Source organism: Pseudomonas sp. 50_B (assembly GCF_017491625.1).
GTDB lineage: Bacteria > Pseudomonadota > Gammaproteobacteria > Pseudomonadales > Pseudomonadaceae > Aquipseudomonas > Aquipseudomonas danubii.
Genome location: NZ_JAFGYX010000002.1, coordinates 137,693 through 154,744, shown reverse-complemented (window position 1 = coordinate 154,744; position 17,052 = coordinate 137,693). Strand labels below are relative to the sequence as shown.

At 61.6% G+C, this 17,052-nt stretch carries 16 protein-coding genes; 11 read left to right on the top strand and 5 right to left on the bottom strand.

What is annotated here, in order from left to right; genetic code table 11:
- The first annotated feature begins 45 nt into the window (after window positions 1-45).
- Window positions 46-699 (top strand): GntR family transcriptional regulator, encoded by a 654-nt coding sequence (locus J5M73_RS03780; RefSeq protein ID WP_102860867.1) that lies wholly within the window; start codon window positions 46-48, stop codon window positions 697-699.
- 15 nt (window positions 700-714) lie between these two features.
- The gene (locus tag J5M73_RS03775) at window positions 715-1,566 is read left to right on the top strand and encodes a DUF1989 domain-containing protein (RefSeq protein WP_102860868.1); all 852 of its coding nucleotides are present in this window, start codon (window positions 715-717) and stop codon (window positions 1,564-1,566) included.
- A gap of 45 nt (window positions 1,567-1,611) precedes the next feature.
- Here J5M73_RS03775 and J5M73_RS03770 read toward each other — a convergent pair whose 3' ends face one another.
- Together J5M73_RS03770 and eat are read right to left on the bottom strand one after the other, a co-directional pair.
- Window positions 1,612-1,779, bottom strand: coding sequence for a DUF2897 family protein (locus J5M73_RS03770; RefSeq protein WP_020796133.1), 168 nt, complete (start codon window positions 1,777-1,779; stop codon window positions 1,612-1,614).
- A 132-nt stretch (window positions 1,780-1,911) separates the two neighbouring features.
- Window positions 1,912-3,276, bottom strand: a complete 1,365-nt coding sequence (eat, locus tag J5M73_RS03765) for an ethanolamine permease (RefSeq protein WP_102861004.1) — start codon at window positions 3,274-3,276, stop codon at window positions 1,912-1,914.
- Window positions 3,277-3,620: 344 nt separating this feature from the next.
- Between eat and kdpF the strand changes: the two genes are divergently transcribed.
- The 6 genes from kdpF to J5M73_RS03735 all read left to right on the top strand — a co-directional run bounded on the left by kdpF (window position 3,621) and on the right by J5M73_RS03735 (window position 11,618).
- Window positions 3,621-3,710, top strand: a complete 90-nt coding sequence (gene kdpF, locus J5M73_RS03760) for a K(+)-transporting ATPase subunit F (protein ID WP_016964080.1) — start codon at window positions 3,621-3,623, stop codon at window positions 3,708-3,710.
- A gap of 11 nt (window positions 3,711-3,721) precedes the next feature.
- The gene (kdpA, locus tag J5M73_RS03755; protein ID WP_102860869.1) at window positions 3,722-5,416 is read left to right on the top strand and encodes a potassium-transporting ATPase subunit KdpA; all 1,695 of its coding nucleotides are present in this window, start codon (window positions 3,722-3,724) and stop codon (window positions 5,414-5,416) included.
- A 10-nt stretch (window positions 5,417-5,426) separates the two neighbouring features.
- Window positions 5,427-7,511 (top strand): potassium-transporting ATPase subunit KdpB, encoded by a 2,085-nt coding sequence (gene kdpB / locus J5M73_RS03750; RefSeq protein WP_102860870.1) that lies wholly within the window; start codon window positions 5,427-5,429, stop codon window positions 7,509-7,511.
- 36 nt (window positions 7,512-7,547) lie between these two features.
- The gene (gene kdpC / locus J5M73_RS03745; protein WP_102860871.1) at window positions 7,548-8,093 is read left to right on the top strand and encodes a potassium-transporting ATPase subunit KdpC; all 546 of its coding nucleotides are present in this window, start codon (window positions 7,548-7,550) and stop codon (window positions 8,091-8,093) included.
- A 74-nt stretch (window positions 8,094-8,167) separates the two neighbouring features.
- Window positions 8,168-10,819 carry a sensor histidine kinase KdpD gene (locus J5M73_RS03740; RefSeq protein WP_102860872.1) on the top strand — a complete coding sequence of 884 codons (2,652 nt, stop codon included), beginning with the start codon at window positions 8,168-8,170 and terminating at the stop codon, window positions 10,817-10,819.
- A 103-nt stretch (window positions 10,820-10,922) separates the two neighbouring features.
- The gene (locus J5M73_RS03735) at window positions 10,923-11,618 is read left to right on the top strand and encodes a response regulator (protein ID WP_102860873.1); all 696 of its coding nucleotides are present in this window, start codon (window positions 10,923-10,925) and stop codon (window positions 11,616-11,618) included.
- 29 nt (window positions 11,619-11,647) lie between these two features.
- Here J5M73_RS03735 and J5M73_RS03730 read toward each other — a convergent pair whose 3' ends face one another.
- Complete coding sequence (locus J5M73_RS03730) at window positions 11,648-12,682, bottom strand: patatin-like phospholipase family protein (protein WP_102860874.1); 1,035 nt, start codon at window positions 12,680-12,682, stop codon at window positions 11,648-11,650.
- Window positions 12,683-12,903: 221 nt separating this feature from the next.
- On the opposite strand from J5M73_RS03730, the gene J5M73_RS03725 reads away from it, so the two are divergent.
- The 3 genes from J5M73_RS03725 (at window position 12,904) to J5M73_RS03715 (ending at window position 15,000) form a co-directional block, all read left to right on the top strand.
- Window positions 12,904-13,182 (top strand): hypothetical protein, encoded by a 279-nt coding sequence (locus J5M73_RS03725; RefSeq protein WP_102860875.1) that lies wholly within the window; start codon window positions 12,904-12,906, stop codon window positions 13,180-13,182.
- Between the two features lie 143 nt (window positions 13,183-13,325).
- Entirely contained in the window at window positions 13,326-14,093 is a 768-nt protein-coding gene (locus J5M73_RS03720; RefSeq protein WP_102860876.1) for a CHAD domain-containing protein, read from the top strand.
- Window positions 14,094-14,202: 109 nt separating this feature from the next.
- The gene (locus J5M73_RS03715; protein ID WP_102860877.1) at window positions 14,203-15,000 is read left to right on the top strand and encodes a thioesterase family protein; all 798 of its coding nucleotides are present in this window, start codon (window positions 14,203-14,205) and stop codon (window positions 14,998-15,000) included.
- Window positions 15,001-15,004: 4 nt separating this feature from the next.
- On the opposite strand, the gene J5M73_RS03710 is transcribed toward J5M73_RS03715, so the two are convergent.
- Complete coding sequence (locus J5M73_RS03710; protein ID WP_102861005.1) at window positions 15,005-15,367, bottom strand: terminase; 363 nt, start codon at window positions 15,365-15,367, stop codon at window positions 15,005-15,007.
- A gap of 144 nt (window positions 15,368-15,511) precedes the next feature.
- Window positions 15,512-16,993 (bottom strand): methyl-accepting chemotaxis protein, encoded by a 1,482-nt coding sequence (locus J5M73_RS03705; protein ID WP_102860878.1) that lies wholly within the window; start codon window positions 16,991-16,993, stop codon window positions 15,512-15,514.
- Window positions 16,994-17,052: the final 59 nt, after the last annotated feature.

Here is a 17,052-nt window from a genome sequence, read left to right as displayed (position 1 = left end):
ATTAAAGTTTGATCACGAATTGTTGAACAATCTCGAGGTGTTGCCATGAGCAACGGTTTATCCCTTGCGGACCAGATCAGGGTGGAACTGCGTGCCGACATTATCGGTGGTCGCCTGTTGCCTGGCATGCCGTTGGTAGAGAGCGAGCTGGTCAACACCTACAACGCTTCGCGCAACACCATACGTGAAGCGTTGCACGGCTTGGGCCAGGAGGGGTTGACCCACTATGTCCGTTATAAAGGCGTGGTGGTCAGACGCCTGAGCAGCGATGAGGTAAAGGATCTGTTCCGAGTACGTCGGACTCTGGAGTTGCAGGCGATCGCCAGTGCAAAGCCGCTGAGCGAGTGCCAGGCTGATCGTATGCTCGACGCCATCGAGGCGGCCCAATTGGCCCGAGATCGCGAGGACTGGCGTGCTGTCGGGACCCATGGTTTGCGCTTTCATCAGCAGGTGGTAAGGCTACTGGACTCTTCCTTGTTCGATGAATTTTTCACCAATGTAGTCGCGCAATTGCGTCTGGTGTTTTGCGCCGCGCCGGATGAAGCGTTGTTCCAGGCGCCCTGGCTGGTTCGTGACCGGCAGATTCACCAATGGCTGGTGGAGGGTGACAAAGCCCGCGCCGGCGAGGCAATGGAGGCATATCTGGACGACTCCGAGCGCCTGCTGCTGAACATGTTCAGTCAATCCTTGCGTCACTGAGTGAGGGCGATACCCATGTACAAAGACTATCCAGCGGCTTATCAGGTCAGCAAAGGCTCGGCGCTGCAGGTGGATACGACCTTTTATGAACGTATCCGTGATAACCGGGCACAACGTACGCTGATCGAGCAGTTCGAGGTGCCGATTCGTACGGGCCGGGCCTGGAAGGTGCCCGCCGGTCATGTGTTTCGAGTGACCACACCCGTAGGCCCGCAAGTGGGAGACTTCAACGTCTGGAATGCCAATGACCCGCGAGAACGCCTATGGGCTGCACGTACCCGGCAGTTGCAGGGCGCCCATGTCAGCACCCATGACCGGCTCTGGTCGAACCTGCCTTTCTTGCGGCCGCTGGTCACGATCACCGATGACAGCCTGGCGAATTATGGTATCGACGAGCATGGCGGGCGCCTGCACGATTTATTGGGTACCCGTTGCGATCCCTATGTGAACCGAATGCTCACAGGCGAGGATTTTCATCATCACTGTCACTCCAATCTGACACGGGCGGTTCTGCCCCATGGCCTCACCGAATTCGACGTGCATGACGTATTGAATATCTTTCAGTGCACCGGCCTTAATCATGACGACATGTATTTCATGAAGGCCTGTCCGGCGCAAAAGGGCGACTATCTGGAGTTTTTTGCCGAAATCGACCTGCTGTGTGCACTGTCGACCTGCCCGGGGGGCGATCTGTCCTTGCCGATGTGGGGCCCCGAGGCTCAGGACCCCTTGAGTGTTTGCCGGCCACTGGGAGTGGAGATCTATCGTCTCGAAGAGTCACTGCTTGAAGGCTGGAGCCAGCCGGAGCGGGCGGCCTACAAAGGTCAGCACGGCTTGCACATCGCCAAGGCCGAATGGGAAAAGTAGGGCCTTGAGCAGTCCCTTCAATGCAGGACGAAAGGGCTGATGGGATTAACGATCCTGCGCTTCTTTGGCATCCATTTCTGCGTTGCGTTCGGCTACGCGTTTACGTTGCTCATCAGTCAGTTCCACCTTGTGGGCGGTGTCGCGCAGCATCATCAAGCCGCCGACGATCGAACCGATAGCAACCACCAGAATCAACCAGGCATACCAGGGCATAGGGCTCTCCTTGAACGGCAGTTTCCCGAGGACGAAGGTTCGCCCTCGGGACTGCCTGTAATGCTTTGAGTTAAAGCGTTTCGCACTGGTTCCATTGTATGCCTGATTGTTCTGGCTAGTAGTGCCCGATGCTTACAGACCGGTGAGCATGGCATCCGCCGGGGCATCGGCCCGCAGTTGTGCGGTGAGCTGAAAGTAAATGAAACCCAGCACCATGAAGCCGAGGAAGATCAGGCCAATCAGCGCGTTGAACCAGGCCATGGCCACCAGGCACACCAGCGCCAGTGCCAGTGCGATGGCGGGTACCAGCGGGTAGCCCGGGGCGCGGAAGCTGCGTGGCAGGTCCGGTTCGGTCCGGCGCAGTTTGAACAGGCTGAGCATGCTCATGATGTACATCACGATGGCGCCGAATACCGCCATGGTGATCATTGCGGCGGTCAGGGTCATGCCGCCCAGGTTGATCAGGCCATCGCTGTAGATCGCGGCGATACCGATCAGGCCGCCGGCGATGATCGCCCGGTGTGGCGTCTGGAAACGTGACAGCCTGGCCAGGGATGCTGGCAGATAGCCGGCACGAGCCAGGGCAAAGAACTGCCGCGAATAGCCGAGGATGATCCCGTGGAAGCTGGCCACGAGGCCAAACAGGCCGATCCACACCAGCATGTGCAGCCAGCCGGAACTGTCGCCCACCACGGCTTTCATCGCCTGTGGCAACGGGTCGTTGATATTGGCCAGGGTGCGCCAGTCACCCACTCCGCCAGCGAAGAACATCACCCCCATGGCCAGCAGTACCAGGGTCAGAATGCCGCTGATGTAGGCCTTGGGAATGGTGCGTTTGGGGTCCTTGGCTTCTTCGGCGGCCATGGCCGCACCCTCGATGGCCAGGAAGAACCAGATGGCGAAGGGGATGGCGGCGAACATCCCGGCAATCGCAGGGGCTCCGAAGGTGTCGGCTCCGGCCCAGCCGTTGAGGGCGAAATTGCTGAAGCTGAAGGCCGGTGCTACCACGCCCATGAATACCAGTAGCTCTGCCACCGCCAGTACGCACACCACCAGTTCGAAGGTAGCCGCCAGTTTTACCCCGAGGATGTTCAGGCCCATGAAGACGAGGTAGGCCCCCACGGCGGCATGCTTGGGGTCCAGCGCCGGAAACTGCACATTCAGGTAGGCGCCAATGGCCAGGGCAATCGCCGGTGGCGCAAAGACGAATTCGATCAAAGTGGCCAACCCGGCAATCAAGCCGCCTTTCTCGCCAAAGGCGCGTCGGCTGTAGGCAAAGGGGCCTCCTGCATGGGGAATGGCCGTGGTCAGCTCGGTGAAACTGAATATAAAGCAGGTATACATGGTGGCGACCAGTAAAGAGGTCACGAGGAAACCAAGGGGTCCGGCCACGCCCCAGCCATAGCTCCAGCCGAAGTATTCCCCGGAAATCACCAGACCGACCGCGATACCCCATAAATGCAGCGTGCCCAGAGTGGGCTTGAGTTGTGTGTTCATCAGTTGCTCCCTGAACGGTTGGAAGTGCTCGGGACTGGCCTGTGCAGCGCCCATGCCAGTCTCGTGGCGACCGTCGTAAAGCCAGGAAAGCGGTCGTATCGAGGATGTTTTCCAGGTTTTTGTCGTCGATCGATATCAGTCTGGTGCATCCCGGTGCCTTCGATTGGGGCAGGGGGAGCATGGGGGCAGCCGCTGTCGTCTTCCAACTGCCCAGGTAAACGCCGCATAAAGCCAGTCTTTACGCTTTCTTTATGGGCCTCCCACCCCGTCGATCTCGTTCCTTTACAGGCACCCTGCGGACAATGGCTGCATTCGCGGCAATCGCCGTACCTCGGAGACATTCCATGAACATTCTGGACGCGGTGTCATTGCTGCTGGCAGTGGGCCTGTTCGTTTATCTACTGGTTGCGCTGCTGCGCGCGGATCGGAACTAGGAGCTGCGGTTATGCACAGTTATGACTATTGGCTGCTCCTCGCCTTCTTTGCCCTGGTGCTGCTGCCCGCGCCCTGGCTGGGACGTTTCTACTACAAGGTCATGGAAGGCCAGCGCACCTGGCTGACCCCGGTCCTGGGGCCGGTGGAGCGTGCGTGCTACCGGATTTCCGGGGTCGACCCACAAGACGAGCAGAGTTGGCAGAAATACACCCTGGCCTTGTTGGCCTTCAACCTGGCGGGGTTTGTCCTGCTGTTTGCCATCCTGCTGTTCCAGGGGTATCTGCCACTCAACCCGCAGAATCTTCCGGGACAGGAATGGACCCAGGCGTTCAACACCGCCGTCAGTTTCATGACCAATACCAACTGGCAGTCCTACAGTGGTGAGGCCTCCCTGAGCTACCTCAGCCAGATGGTCGGCCTGACCGTGCAGAACTTTGTCAGCGCTGCTACCGGGCTGACGGTGCTGGTTGCCTTGTGCCGCGGCATTGGCCGGCGTTCGGTGCGCACCCTGGGCAACTTCTGGGGCGACATGACCCGCGCGACTCTCTATGGCTTGCTGCCGCTGAGTCTGCTGCTGGCGTTGTTCCTGGTCTGGCAGGGCGTGCCCCAGACCTTTGCCCACTACGTGGATGCCCTGACCCTGCAAGGTAACGACCAGGTGATTCCGCTGGGCCCGGCGGCGAGCCAGATCGCCATCAAACAGTTGGGCACCAATGGTGGTGGCTTCTTCGGTGTCAACTCGGCTCACCCGTTCGAGAACCCCAGTGCCTGGAGCAACCTGTTCGAGCTGGTGTCGATCATCTTGATTCCCGTGGCCCTGGTGTTCACTTTCGGCCACTACGTCAAGGATCTGCGCCAGAGCCGCGCGATCATTGCCTGCATGTTTGCCCTGTTCCTGATTGGCGGTGCCACCTCGCTGTGGGCGGAGTATCAACCCAATCCGGCGTTGCAGAATGCTGCGGTGGAGCAGGCGGCACCTCTGGAAGGCAAGGAAGCGCGCTTGGGCACCACTGCCACGGTGCTCTGGTCGGTGACCACTACGGCCGCGTCCAATGGCTCGGTGAACGGCATGCATGACAGCCTGAATCCTCTGAGCGGCATGGTGGCGCTGATCAACATGATGGTGGGGGAGGTGATCTTCGGCGGTGTCGGCGCGGGTCTCTACGGCATGCTGTTGAACGTACTGATCGCGGTATTTCTCGCCGGGTTGATGATCGGTCGCACCCCGGAATACCTGGGCAAGAAGCTTCAGGCCAAGGAAGTGCAATTGCTGGTAGTGACCCTGATGGTCATGCCCATTGGCGTCCTCGTTCTCGGTGCCCTGGCCGCCAGCCTGCCTGGCCCGGCCGGAGCCATCAGCAATCCAGGGCCTCACGGTTTCAGCCAGTTGCTGTATGCCTACACCTCAGCCAGCGCCAACAACGGCTCGGCCTTCGGTGGCTTCAGTGCCAACACCCCCTTCCATAACCTGATGCTGGGCCTGGGCATGCTGATTGGACGTTTCGGCTACATCCTGCCGGTGCTGGCCCTGGCTGGCAGCCTGGGGCTGAAGAAGCCCGCCCCCATCGGCCAGAACAGCTTTCCCACTCACGGCCCGTTGTTCGTGGCCTTGTTGACCGTGACCATTTTGCTGGTGGGCGGCCTGACTTTCCTGCCGACCCTGGCGTTGGGCCCAATCGCTGAACACTTGAGCATGGGCTTCTGAGGACCTGATGATGAATATGCATGTTCCTGCCTCGAACAAGGCTGTTGACTCGGCCGCCAAGGCCAAGCGCACCCAGGCCGAATCTTCGAGTACCGCGATCTCTGCTCTGTGGCGCCCGGCGCTGATTCAGGCCTTCGTCAAGCTCGACCCTCGCCAGTTGCAACGTTCGCCGGTGATGTTGGTGGTGGAGTTGACGGCAATCCTGACCACTGTGCTGTGTTTCGTGCCGGATACCTCGGTATCGACGTTCGTCGCGGCACAGATAGCCCTCTGGCTGTGGTTTACCGTGCTTTTCGCCAACTTTGCCGAAGCTCTGGCAGAGGGCCGTGGCAAGGCCCGGGCCGACAGCCTCAAGGCCGGCAGCGAAGGCTTGAGTGCTCGCCGTCGCACCAGCGAGGGCACCTATCAGGTGGTGCCGGCGATCAACCTGCGCAAAGGCGATGTGGTGCGGGTTGAAGCCGGGGAAATGATCCCGGGGGACGGCGAGGTGATCGAGGGCATTGCCGCGGTCAATGAGGCGGCGATCACCGGTGAGTCGGCGCCAGTGATCCGCGAGTCCGGTGGCGATCGCTCAGCGGTGACCGGCAACACCCGGCTGGTTTCCGACTGGCTGCTGGTGCGCATCACCAGCAATCCCGGCGAGTCGACCCTGGATCGCATGATCGCCCTGGTGGAAGGTGCCAAGCGGCAGAAGACGCCCAACGAAGTGGCCCTGGATATCCTGCTGATCGGCCTGACCCTGATCTTCCTGCTGGTGGTGGTGACCCTGCAGCCCTTCGCCCACTTTGCCAATGGCAGCCTGCCGCTGGTGTTCCTGGTGGCGTTATTGGTGACCCTGATTCCCACCACCATCGGCGGCCTGCTGTCGGCCATCGGCATTGCCGGGATGGATCGTCTGGTACGCCTCAATGTGATCGCCAAATCCGGGCGTGCGGTGGAGGCCGCGGGGGATGTGCATGTGTTGTTGCTGGACAAGACCGGCACCATCACCTTCGGCAACCGTCGTTGCAGCGCCATTCATCCGGCTCCCGGCGTGAACGCTCGTGAGCTGGCCGAAGCAGCATTGCTGGCTTCACTGGCGGATGACACTGCCGAAGGCAAATCCATCGTCGAGTACTTGCGGGAGCTTTATCCACAACCTGAACCGGCTCCTGAAGTCTTGACCGCCGTGCCATTCAGTGCGGAAACCCGCCTGTCCGGCGTCGATTACCAGGGCCGGATCTATCGCAAGGGGGCGGTGGATTCGGTGCTGAACTTTGTTGGCCTCAAACGCAGCGACCTGGCGCCGGCCCTGTCCCGGGAAATCGACAAGATCGCCCAGAGCGGTGGTACTCCACTGCTGGTGTGCGGCGAAGGCCGGATGCTTGGGGCCATTCACCTCAAGGATGTGGTCAAGCCGGGTATCCGCGAGCGTTTCGCCGAGTTGCGCAAGCTGGGGATTCGCACTGTCATGGTGACCGGCGACAACCCGCTGACTGCTGCCGCCATCGCCGCTGAAGCCGGGGTCGACGACGTACTGGCCGAAGCCACGCCGGAAAAGAAACTGGCGCGCATCCGTCACGAGCAGAACGACGGACGCCTGGTGGCGATGTGCGGCGACGGTGCCAACGACGCCCCGGCGCTGGCCCAGGCCGATGTCGGCATGGCGATGAACGACGGCACTCAGGCGGCTCGCGAGGCGGCCAACATGGTCGACCTGGACAGTGATCCGACCAAGCTGCTGGATGTGGTGCAGATCGGCAAGGAGCTGCTGGTGACCCGTGGCGCCCTGACCACCTTTTCCATCGCCAACGATGTCGCCAAGTACTTCGCCATTCTGCCAGCGCTGTTCGCAGCGATTTATCCACAGCTGGGCGTGCTCAACATCATGCACCTGACCAGCCCGCAGAGCGCGATTCTCTCGGCGATCGTATTCAACGCCCTGATCATCGTGGTGCTGATCCCTCTGGCGTTGCGCGGGGTCACGGTCCAGGCCGCCAGTGCCGCCCACCTGCTGCGGCGCAACCTGCTGATCTACGGTGTGGGTGGGATCGTGGTGCCCTTTGTCGGGATCAAGCTGATCGACATGCTGCTGACCGCCTTGCACCTGGTGTAACTCGCCTGCGGCATTGAATGAATCGAGGATTGAGAAATGACTAGCGTATTGCGTCCGGCCTTGAGCCTGATTGTGTTGATGACTGTGATTACCGGCGTGGCCTATCCACTGGTGGTGACCGGTGTGGCCCAGGTGGCGTTCCCGGATCAGGCCAATGGCAGCCTGGTGCGTGATGCCCAGGGCAAGGTGCGTGGTTCGACCCTGATTGCCCAGGATTTTGTCGGTGATGCCTGGTTTCATCCACGCCCATCGGCAGGAGCCTTTGCCACGGTGTCCAGTGGTGCCAGCAACTTGGCGCCGAGCAACCCGGCCCTGGCCACGCGGGTGATCGACGATGCCCAAAAGCTCCAGGTGCCAGGTCAAGGGCCAGTGCCGCTGGCCTTGCTGACCACCTCCGGCAGCGGCCTTGATCCGCACTTGCCACCCGAGGCGATTGACTATCAACTAGCGCGGGTCGCGGCGGCGCGCAATCTGCCGGCGGCTAAGCTACAGGCGCTGGTGCAGGCACATATCGAGCGGCCGCTGGTGGGGCCGCCGGTGGTCAATGTACTGGCCCTGAACCAGGCCCTGGAGAATCTGTAAGCGCTGCCGTTCGTGCGGGTGACAGCGTCTAGCGTGCGGATTGAACCGATTGTTTTGTTGCAGAGAGATAACCCATGAGTGATTCCGGCCGCGCCGACGCGCTGCTTGCTGATCTGCCCCGGGATGGCCGCGGCCGGCTCAAGGTCTTTCTTGGCGCCGCTCCTGGCGTCGGCAAGACCTACGCCATGCTTCAGGCCGCCCACACGCAAATGCGCCAAGGGGTCAAGGTGCTCGCCGGGGTAGTGGAAACCCATGGTCGTGCCGAGACCGAAGCGCTGCTGAGCGGCTTGCCGCAGCAGCCCCTGGTGCGCTCGGAGTACCGTGGGGTGGTGCTCGAAGAGATGGACCTGGATGGTCTGTTGAAGGCCCGGCCCAAGCTGGTGCTGGTGGACGAACTGGCCCACAGCAATGCGCCGGGCAGCCGGCATGCCAAGCGTTGGCAGGATATCCAGGAGCTGCTGGCGGCGGGTATCGACGTGTTCACCACGGTCAACGTCCAGCACCTGGAGAGCCTCAACGATCAGGTGCGCGGCATTACTGGGGTCCAGGTCCGCGAGACGCTGCCCGACTGGGTGCTGCAGGAAGCCTATGAATTGCTGCTGGTGGACCTGCCGCCGCGGGAGCTCCTGGAGCGCCTGCGGGACGGCAAGGTCTATGTACCGGAGCAGGCGCGGGCGGCCATCGATGCCTTTTTCACCCAGACCAACCTCACCGCGCTGCGGGAGTTGGCGATGCAGACTGCTGCGGCCCAGGTGGATAACGACCTGGCCCTGGGCTATCGCCAGTTGGGGCAGGCGGCCCCGGCGGTGCGTGGGCGTTTGCTGGTGGGCATTGATGGCGATGCCCAGGCCGAGCGTCTGGTGCGTCATGCCAGTCGTGTGGCCCAGCGTCGGCATTTGCCCTGGAGCCTGGTGCATGTGGACAACGGCCGGCTGCGGGACGAGCAGTCGCGCCTGCGCTTGCAGGCGGCGCAGCAATTGGCTGAGCGCCTGGGCGGGGAGGTGGTTCTGCTGCGGGCTGGCGAGGTGGCCAAGACCCTGATCCAGCACGCCAGCGAACGCCGCGCCAGTCTGTTGCTGGTGGGGCAATCCAGCCGCCGCTGGCGTCGGCGCTGGTTTGGTGGTGGCCTGGCGGCGCGCCTCTTGCGTAATGCCGATGGCCTGGAAATCAATGTCCTGGACAGCGAGCCACAACCCCATCAGCCGGGTTTGCGAGCCAAGCATTCGCTGTTGTGGTTCGACTATGCCCTGGCGCTGTTGGCGACCGTGTTGGCCAGTGCCCTGGCCTGGGGGGTGGCCAGTGTGCTGCCGTTGCCGAACATTTCCCTGGTGTTTCTTGCCGCAGTGTTGCTGGTGGCCGTGCGCAGCAGCCTGGGGCCGGCCCTGGCTTGCGCGGCGCTGTCGTTCTTGAGCTATGACTTCCTGTTTATCCCGCCGAGTTTCTCTTTTGCCATCCAGCGTGAAGAGGATGTGCTGACTCTGCTGTTTTTCCTGCTCATGGCTGCGCTCACCGGCAACCTGGCGGCGCGCCAGCGGCGGCAGTTGCAGGCCCTGCGCGAGACCCAGGAGGAAACCGGTGAACTGTTGGACCTGTCACGCAAGCTCACCGCTGCCACTGACCGGCAAGCGGTGATCAGTGCCGCAGCCCAGCACCTGCATGGGCGTGATGAGTTGCGTATCTGCCTGCTTAATCGCGACGGGCAGGGGGGCTGGAAAGTCGAAACCGGTGGCTCGCCGCAGTTCTCCGAGGCTGAGCGTGCGGCGGCCGATTGGGCCTGGCAGCACGATCAGCCTGCGGGGCTGGGGACCGGGACCTTGCCCTTCGGGCGTTGGTGGTGGTGGCCATTATCGGTGGATGACGGCCCCTTGGGGTTGTTGGGTGTCTGTCCCAGGGAAGGCGAAGAGTTCAGTGGCCAGCGTCGCCGCCTGCTCACCGCCCTCAGCCAGCCCCTGGCCCAGGCGCTGGCTCGGGCGCGTTTGGCGGAGGATTTGGAGGCGGCGCGACTGCACGGTGAAACCGAACAGTTACGCAGTGCCTTGCTGGCCTCTGTGTCCCACGATCTGCGCACACCGCTGACTTCGATGCGCGGCAGCATCGACAGCCTGTTGGCGCTGGGGGAGGCGATTCCCCTGGAAGACCGGCGTGAACTCCTGGAAGGCACGCGGGATGAGGCCGAGCGCCTGGATCGCTACATCCAGAACCTCTTGGACATGACCCGGCTCGGCCATGGTGCGTTGAAACTGGCTCGCGACTGGGTCGCGCCTGGGGACATAGTCGGCAGCGCCCTGAACCGCCTGCGTGCGGTGCTGGCGCCGCTGCAGGTGAGCACCGAATTGCCACCGGACCTGCCGTTGCTCCATGTGCATGCCGCCCTGATCGAGCAGGCACTGGTCAATGTCCTGGAGAACGCCGCACGCTTTTCGCCAAACCAGGGTCGCCTGCAACTCAAGGTCAGTGCCGATGAGCATGAATTGAGCTTTGCCGTCAGCGATGAGGGCCCGGGGATTCCCGAAGAGGAGCGGGCGAAGATCTTCGACATGTTCTATACCGCTGCCCGTGGCGATCGGGGAGGGCAGGGAACGGGGCTGGGCCTGGCGATTTGCCAGGGCATGGTTGGTGCCCACGGCGGGCATATCAGTGTCGCCGATGGTATTGACGGCCATGGCACCTGCATCACCTTGCACTTGCCATTGCAAACCCAGCCGGAGCTTGAGCAGGATCTGTGAATACCTGTAGAACGCAGTCATACCTCGTAACGCAAGCGCTACCGGGATTACCGGAGCAGCCTTGCGCTACTCTTTTGCCTCTTATTTGTCTTGAATTGAACCCATGAGCCAGACCGCGACCATCCTGGTCATCGACGACGAGCCGCAGATCCGCAAGTTCCTGCGCATCAGCTTGGCGTCCCAAGGATACAAAGTGATTGAAGCCGGTACCGGTACCGAGGGCCTGGCCCAGGCGGCACTGAACAAGCCGGATCTGCTGGTGCTCGACCTGGGGCTTCCGGACATGGATGGCCAGCAGGTACTGCGCGAGTTTCGTGAGTGGTCGACGGTGCCCGTGCTGGTGCTTTCGGTGCGTGCCAGCGAGGTGCAGAAGGTCGAGGCCCTGGACGGTGGCGCCAACGATTACGTGACCAAGCCTTTCGGCATCCAGGAGTTCCTGGCACGCATCCGCGCCCTGTTGCGCCAGGCGCCGGTGGGGGAGGTGCAGGAAGCGGCGTTGCAAGTTGGGCCGCTGACGGTGGACCTGGCCTACCGTCGGGTACTGCTCGATGGCCAGGAAGTGGCCCTGACGCGCAAGGAGTACGCTGTGCTGGCGCAACTGGCACGACACCCCGGTCGGGTGATCACCCAACAGCAGCTGCTCAAGGACATCTGGGGGCCGACCCACACCGAGGACAGTCATTACCTGCGGATCGTGGTCGGGCATTTACGCCAGAAACTGGCGGATGATCCGACCCAACCACGGTTCATCGTCACCGAGGCGGGGGTTGGCTACCGTCTCTTGGGGAGCGAGCCCTGAGCCTTAGAGGGCTGGAATGTCGGGGCTTGCTATTGTTCCTGTTCGTAGCGGTCCAGGGTATCGCTGGCGATTTCACGACCCAGGGCGATCAGTTCCGGGGCCTTGTAGAACTCGAAGAACCGGCACACACGCTTGGGCACGTTGATCAATATGTCCGGTGGATAGCCGGCGATCTTGTATTGGGCCAGGGACGTCTGCATGACCTCGAAGCTCTGGTTCACCAGGTCCAGTAGCGAGGCCGGACCGACGTTGTCGATGATGAACGAACCGCTGGCGGACTTGGGCGCGCCGTCGGTTTCAGGCGCAGCAGCCGGTTGCTGGGATTCCGGTTCGGCACCTTCGACCCAGGGATTGATCTCGGCGGCTTGGTTCTTGAAGGCCTCCTGTTCCAGCAGCAATAGTTGTTCGGCCTGTTTACGCCGGAACGGCAGGTGCGAGCCCAGGGAGTTGATCAGGCTGTCAAAGCGGCTTTTGAACGCCGGGGGGCGCTGGATCACCGGTAACTGATAATGGCGCTGGTTGGTGGAGTTGAGGTTGACCGCGATGATCAGGTCGCAGTGGCTGGAGACCACTGGCACGATCGGCAGCGGGTTGAGCAGACCGCCGTCCACCAGCATGCGGTTACCCTGCATCACCGGGGTGAACAGGCTTGGGATGGCTGCGGACGCGCGCATGGCTTGATGCAGGCAGCCTTCCTGGAACCAGATTTCCTGTTGGTTGGTCAGGTCAGTGGCTACCGCGGTGTAGGGAATGCGCAGCTCTTCGATATTCACTTCACCGACGATCTTGCGGATCTGGCCGAAGACTTTCTCGCCGCGAATCGCCCCCAGGCGGAAACTCACGTCCACCAGGCGCAGTACATCAAGGTAATCCAGGCTTTCGATCCACTCCCGATACTCGGCGAGCTTGCCTGCGGCATAGATGCCGCCCACCACGGCGCCCATGGAGCAACCGGCGATGCAGGCGATGTCATACCCGCGTCTTTCGATCTCCTCGATGACCCCGATATGGGCGTACCCGCGAGCGCCTCCCGAGCCGAGGACCAATGCGACACGTTTGTTCATGATTCGTCCCTTCGCCAAACAGGTTGCAACAATGCACCCATAGCGGCCTGGGGTTCAATTGCTGATGTAAGGCCGGACCTGTCCGGTGTTTTTTCCTTGGGGGGCTCGGGCCGCGCGGCTATGCTCCTGCGGCTATATTTTCCAAGGGTTGCGTCAGGCACTTTTTTACGCGGCCATCGTCTTACCCTGTACGACTGTTTTCTTTTCTTGAGGTGTCATTGATGAAAGCCTGGATCTGCTTGCCCCTGATGGCATTGGTACTGACCGGTTGCGCAGGCAAGACCGCCTACCGGGACAGCTGTGGCACTCAGCTGGACGCCGCCTGGCGCGAGCTGGACCTGGCCAAGGCTGAAGGTTTCGCCGGCACTGTGAGTTATTCAAAGGCCTTGTCGTTGCTGACGGGGGCCAAGACTCAGCAGCAATTCGAAGCCTTTGAAGGGTGCACCAAGAAAGCCGAGAAGGCGCGCTTCTATATTCGTGAGTCCCGCGCCGGGCGCTGAGCCGCGCCAGCCGCTACGCTGAAGCGGTGAATCTCCACCCTGGACCCCAATGACATGGCGCAACGCCGTTCTTGGGCCTGGGGTGTCATTCTTGAGTCGGATAAGCCCACATCGGGCTTGTGAGCCGTATTGGGGAAAGCCTGATGTCTGCCTTGGTTGATCGATTGGTGGTTCAGATCCTGAGCCTGGAAGTGAGCTTGCTGGCTTGTCAGGCGCGGCTGGCTGCCGCCACTGATGCCGAGGCACTGCATGACTTGCGTATCACTGTGCGCCGCTTGCGCAGCTTGTTGCGTCCATTGCGCGGTTTGCCTGGTGTCGAGCAGTTGGAGGCTGCAGCCAGTGACGTGGGACAGCTGACGACGCCGATTCGTGACCGCGAAGTGTTGGCCGCTTATCTGTATCAGCATGGCCTGCATGCTGCCGCCGAGCGTCGTACCGCTCAGTTGCAAGGGGAGTATTCGGCGATCGCCGCCGGGCCGCCGTTGGCGCAGTTGTTTCTGGTACTGGATGCGTTTCCGCGGTTTCTACGGGCCTCCGAACGTCAGGGTCTGCTGCGTGGTTTACGAGGAAAGATTGAAAAACGCTTGTCCAAGCAGTGGAAAGCCCTGGGTGAGGCGTTGCGTGATCCCGCCCACGACCGGCATCGCCTGCGACTGTTGATCAAGCGTGTGCGCTACGCCGCCGATGCATACCCCGAACTGGATCGTTTGCCACCCCAAGCCATGAAACGCCTCAAGGCAGCCCAGGGGGCATTGGGGGATTGGCATGATTGCTGGCAATGGCTGGCTCAGGCCGAACAGCAGATGGACTTGCTGCCCTGTGTCGCCACCTGGCGTAAAACCATGCACAAGTCCCAGGCCCGCGCCGACCAGGTACTGGACAAGCTTCATGGCGATTGCTTCAGGAACTGACTACCGTTGTGCGGCTTATCTGTCCGCTGCTTTGGCCAGAATAGTGGCTGTGCGGCTCTGCGACGCTGGTTAAGATCCTTGAGTCAATTTTTTGCCCCTCGAGGTTTTCATGCGTTTTTACGATTTGCTTGAGGCCGTACGCGGCCAGCCCCAGGCGTTGACCATTCCGCCCGAGTGGGCTCAGGGGCGTGCCAGTTTTGGTGGCCTGGTGGTTGCCTTGCAGTACGAAGCGATGCGGGCCAAGGTCCCGCTGGACCGGCCGGTACGTTCCTTGGCGGTCACCTTTGTCGGCCCAGTGTCACCGGATGTACCGGTCAGTTTTGAAGTGGATGTGCTGCGCGAAGGCAAGGCTGTCAGCCAGGTGCTGGGACGCGTCATGCAGGACGGCCAAGTGGTGACCCTGGTGCAGGGCAGCTTTGGCGCTTCCCGCGAGTCTGTGGTCAGTGTCGGCGCACTTCCGGCGCCTGAGATGAAGCATTGGGAGGAGTGCCAGGAACTGCCCTACATCAAGGGCGTGACGCCGGAATTCATGCGTCATTTGGCAATGCGCTGGAGCATCGGCGGCATGCCCTTCACTGGCAACCGTTCCCGGGACATGGGGGGCTGGGTGCGCCTGCGGGGGGATGTCAAAGAGGAGCCGGTGACCGAGGCGCATATCCTGGCGCTGGTGGATGCCTGGCCGCCGGCCCTGTTGCCGCATTTGAACAAGCCAGCGGCGGGCAGCACCCTGACCTGGACTATCGAATTCGTCCAGCCGTTGTTGTCAATCAGCACCCTGGACTGGTGCAAGTACCGGGTGGAAATCGAGCATGCCCGTGATGGCTACGGGCACGCTGCCGCCGCGTTGTGGAGCCCTGAGGGGCAACTGATTGCCCTGAGTCGGCAGACGGTAACCATCTTCGCCTGATCCGTCAGTGACGGTGGCGTTGCCGCCAGGCACGCCACCAGGCACCGCTGAGGACAAAGCGTGGAAAGGTCACGAACTGCTCCATCAGCAGGCGTTGCACTGCATCTTTGCGATCGCTGAATGGTTCGCCGGCTTGTGCCTCCAGGCTATGGCCGTGACGCTGCAAACCGAGGGCAGCCAGCACTCCGAGCACGCCAATGGCCAGGCTCAGGAAACTCAGGGAGAACACTCCCGAAGCAATCAGCAGAAAACCGACAATGAACAGCGGGACGGCGATCAGGTGCAAAACCAGGTTGGTCGGATGCTGGTGGCTGTGCGGGTAGACGCGCCATTGCCAGGCGGGGAGGTTGGGGTGACGTTTGCCCATGATGATCATCCTTAGTGCTTGAAAACTCATGGACTAAGAATAGGGCGCAGTCGGTTTGGCGGCGAATCAAGGCTGGCTATCGGTTCGATAGCCAGTGGGGTGAGGGCAGGTGGCTGCTACGGGGTAGCGGCTCATGCTGGCGGATCAGAGCTTCAACTGGCCGATGGCCTTGCTCAATTCGCCGGCCAGGGTCGCCAGTTCACTGCTGGTCGTGGCGGAAGCAACGGTCTGTTGCACGGTGTTTTCGGTAACATCGCGAATGCTGACCACCGCTCTATTCATTTCTTCGGCCACCTGGCTCTGCTGTTCCGCGGCGACGGCGATCTGAGTGTTGCTTTCGCGCATCTGTGCCACCGCGCCGGTGATTTCCGCCAGTGCCGCCCCGGCTTCCTGTGCCTGTTGCACGCAGTCGTCGGCTTTGAACGAGCTTTCCTGCATGAAGTCCACCGCATCGCGGGTACCGGCTTGCAGGGCGGACACCATGCCGGTGATTTCGTCGGTCGAGGCCTGTACGCGTTTGGCCAGGTTGCGTACTTCATCTGCCACCACGGCAAAGCCGCGACCCATTTCGCCGGCTCGTGCGGCCTCAATGGCGGCGTTGAGCGCCAGCAGATTGGTTTGCTCGGCGATGCTGTGGATGACGTTGACCACGCCGTTGATTTTCTGGCTGTCCTCGGCGAGTTTCTGAATCATCTCGGCAGTTTGTTGCACGCCACTGGACAGCCCAGCGATGGATTTCTGCACTCGACCGACCACTTCATGGCCAGTGCCGGCCAGGGTGTCGGCAGTTTGCGACAGGTCACGAGTGGCACCTGCATGCTGGGCAATGTGGTAGACGGTGGCGGACATTTCGTTGATGGCGGTGGCGGCCTGATCGGTTTCGCTCTGCTGGCCGAGCATGCCGTGGCGTACATCATTCATGCTTGAGGCTAGGCGCGCGGCGCCCTGATCCAATTGGCGAGCGGTATTGGCCACGGTATTCACCACCCGTTGGTAGCCGGCCTGCATGGCGTTGAACGCGCTGGCCATCTGGCCCACCTCGTCCTTACAGGAGAGCGGTACGCGGGCAGACAGATCGCCGGTCTTCTCAACATGCAGCATGACGTCCTTGAGGGTATTGAGTTGGCTGAGGAGAAAGCGAATCAGCAACTGCGAGGCGCAGAGCATGGCGAACATCAGGATGAATACGGCCGCTGCATAGTTGGTGAAGCGGTCACTGAAGACCTGGGCCAGGCTTGGAGCGCGGGCCAGGACTGCAACCTGCTGGCCGTCGGCGCGATGGACGACTTCGGCGCCCAGCAACGGGTTGGTACCGAACAGCGGCATGTGGTTGATCTCGATCCAGCCGTTGGCGCCGTTCAGCTCGGGCAACGCCTGGTCGTTGAAACTGGGCGTCTGTCCCTGGGAGAAAGTCAGTAGGTGTTCATCGGTGGGCAGGGGCTGTCCTGCAGGCCAGGCATTGAGCAGCAGGGCCTGGCTATGGGCGGCGGCCTGGGCGGTCTGGCTACGTGCCTGCTGCTCCAGTTGCACGGCGTAAAGCACCAATAGCAAGGTGGTGACAAAGGCGACCGCATTGACCGCCCAGAATTTGTATTTCAACGAGATATTGCTAAGCCAGGCACCCATAGAAGGTTTTCTCTGATTGAGCGGAACAGTATTGGCAAGGTGCCATTATTGTGCCGTCA

Bases quoted from the DNA above. Each gene is read 5' to 3' on its own strand.
- J5M73_RS03780 (WP_102860867.1), top strand. From the start codon at position 46: ATGAGCAACGGTTTATCCCTTGCGGACCAGATCAGGGTGGAACTGCGT.
- J5M73_RS03775 (WP_102860868.1), top strand. From the start codon at position 715: ATGTACAAAGACTATCCAGCGGCTTATCAGGTCAGCAAAGGCTCGGCG.
- J5M73_RS03770 (WP_020796133.1), bottom strand. From the start codon at position 1,779: ATGCCCTGGTATGCCTGGTTGATTCTGGTGGTTGCTATCGGTTCGATC.
- eat (WP_102861004.1), bottom strand. From the start codon at position 3,276: ATGAACACACAACTCAAGCCCACTCTGGGCACGCTGCATTTATGGGGT.
- kdpF (WP_016964080.1), top strand. From the start codon at position 3,621: ATGAACATTCTGGACGCGGTGTCATTGCTGCTGGCAGTGGGCCTGTTC.
- kdpA (WP_102860869.1), top strand. From the start codon at position 3,722: ATGCACAGTTATGACTATTGGCTGCTCCTCGCCTTCTTTGCCCTGGTG.
- kdpB (WP_102860870.1), top strand. From the start codon at position 5,427: ATGAATATGCATGTTCCTGCCTCGAACAAGGCTGTTGACTCGGCCGCC.
- kdpC (WP_102860871.1), top strand. From the start codon at position 7,548: ATGACTAGCGTATTGCGTCCGGCCTTGAGCCTGATTGTGTTGATGACT.
- J5M73_RS03740 (WP_102860872.1), top strand. From the start codon at position 8,168: ATGAGTGATTCCGGCCGCGCCGACGCGCTGCTTGCTGATCTGCCCCGG.
- J5M73_RS03735 (WP_102860873.1), top strand. From the start codon at position 10,923: ATGAGCCAGACCGCGACCATCCTGGTCATCGACGACGAGCCGCAGATC.
- J5M73_RS03730 (WP_102860874.1), bottom strand. From the start codon at position 12,682: ATGAACAAACGTGTCGCATTGGTCCTCGGCTCGGGAGGCGCTCGCGGG.
- J5M73_RS03725 (WP_102860875.1), top strand. From the start codon at position 12,904: ATGAAAGCCTGGATCTGCTTGCCCCTGATGGCATTGGTACTGACCGGT.
- J5M73_RS03720 (WP_102860876.1), top strand. From the start codon at position 13,326: ATGTCTGCCTTGGTTGATCGATTGGTGGTTCAGATCCTGAGCCTGGAA.
- J5M73_RS03715 (WP_102860877.1), top strand. From the start codon at position 14,203: ATGCGTTTTTACGATTTGCTTGAGGCCGTACGCGGCCAGCCCCAGGCG.
- J5M73_RS03710 (WP_102861005.1), bottom strand. From the start codon at position 15,367: ATGGGCAAACGTCACCCCAACCTCCCCGCCTGGCAATGGCGCGTCTAC.
- J5M73_RS03705 (WP_102860878.1), bottom strand. From the start codon at position 16,993: ATGGGTGCCTGGCTTAGCAATATCTCGTTGAAATACAAATTCTGGGCG.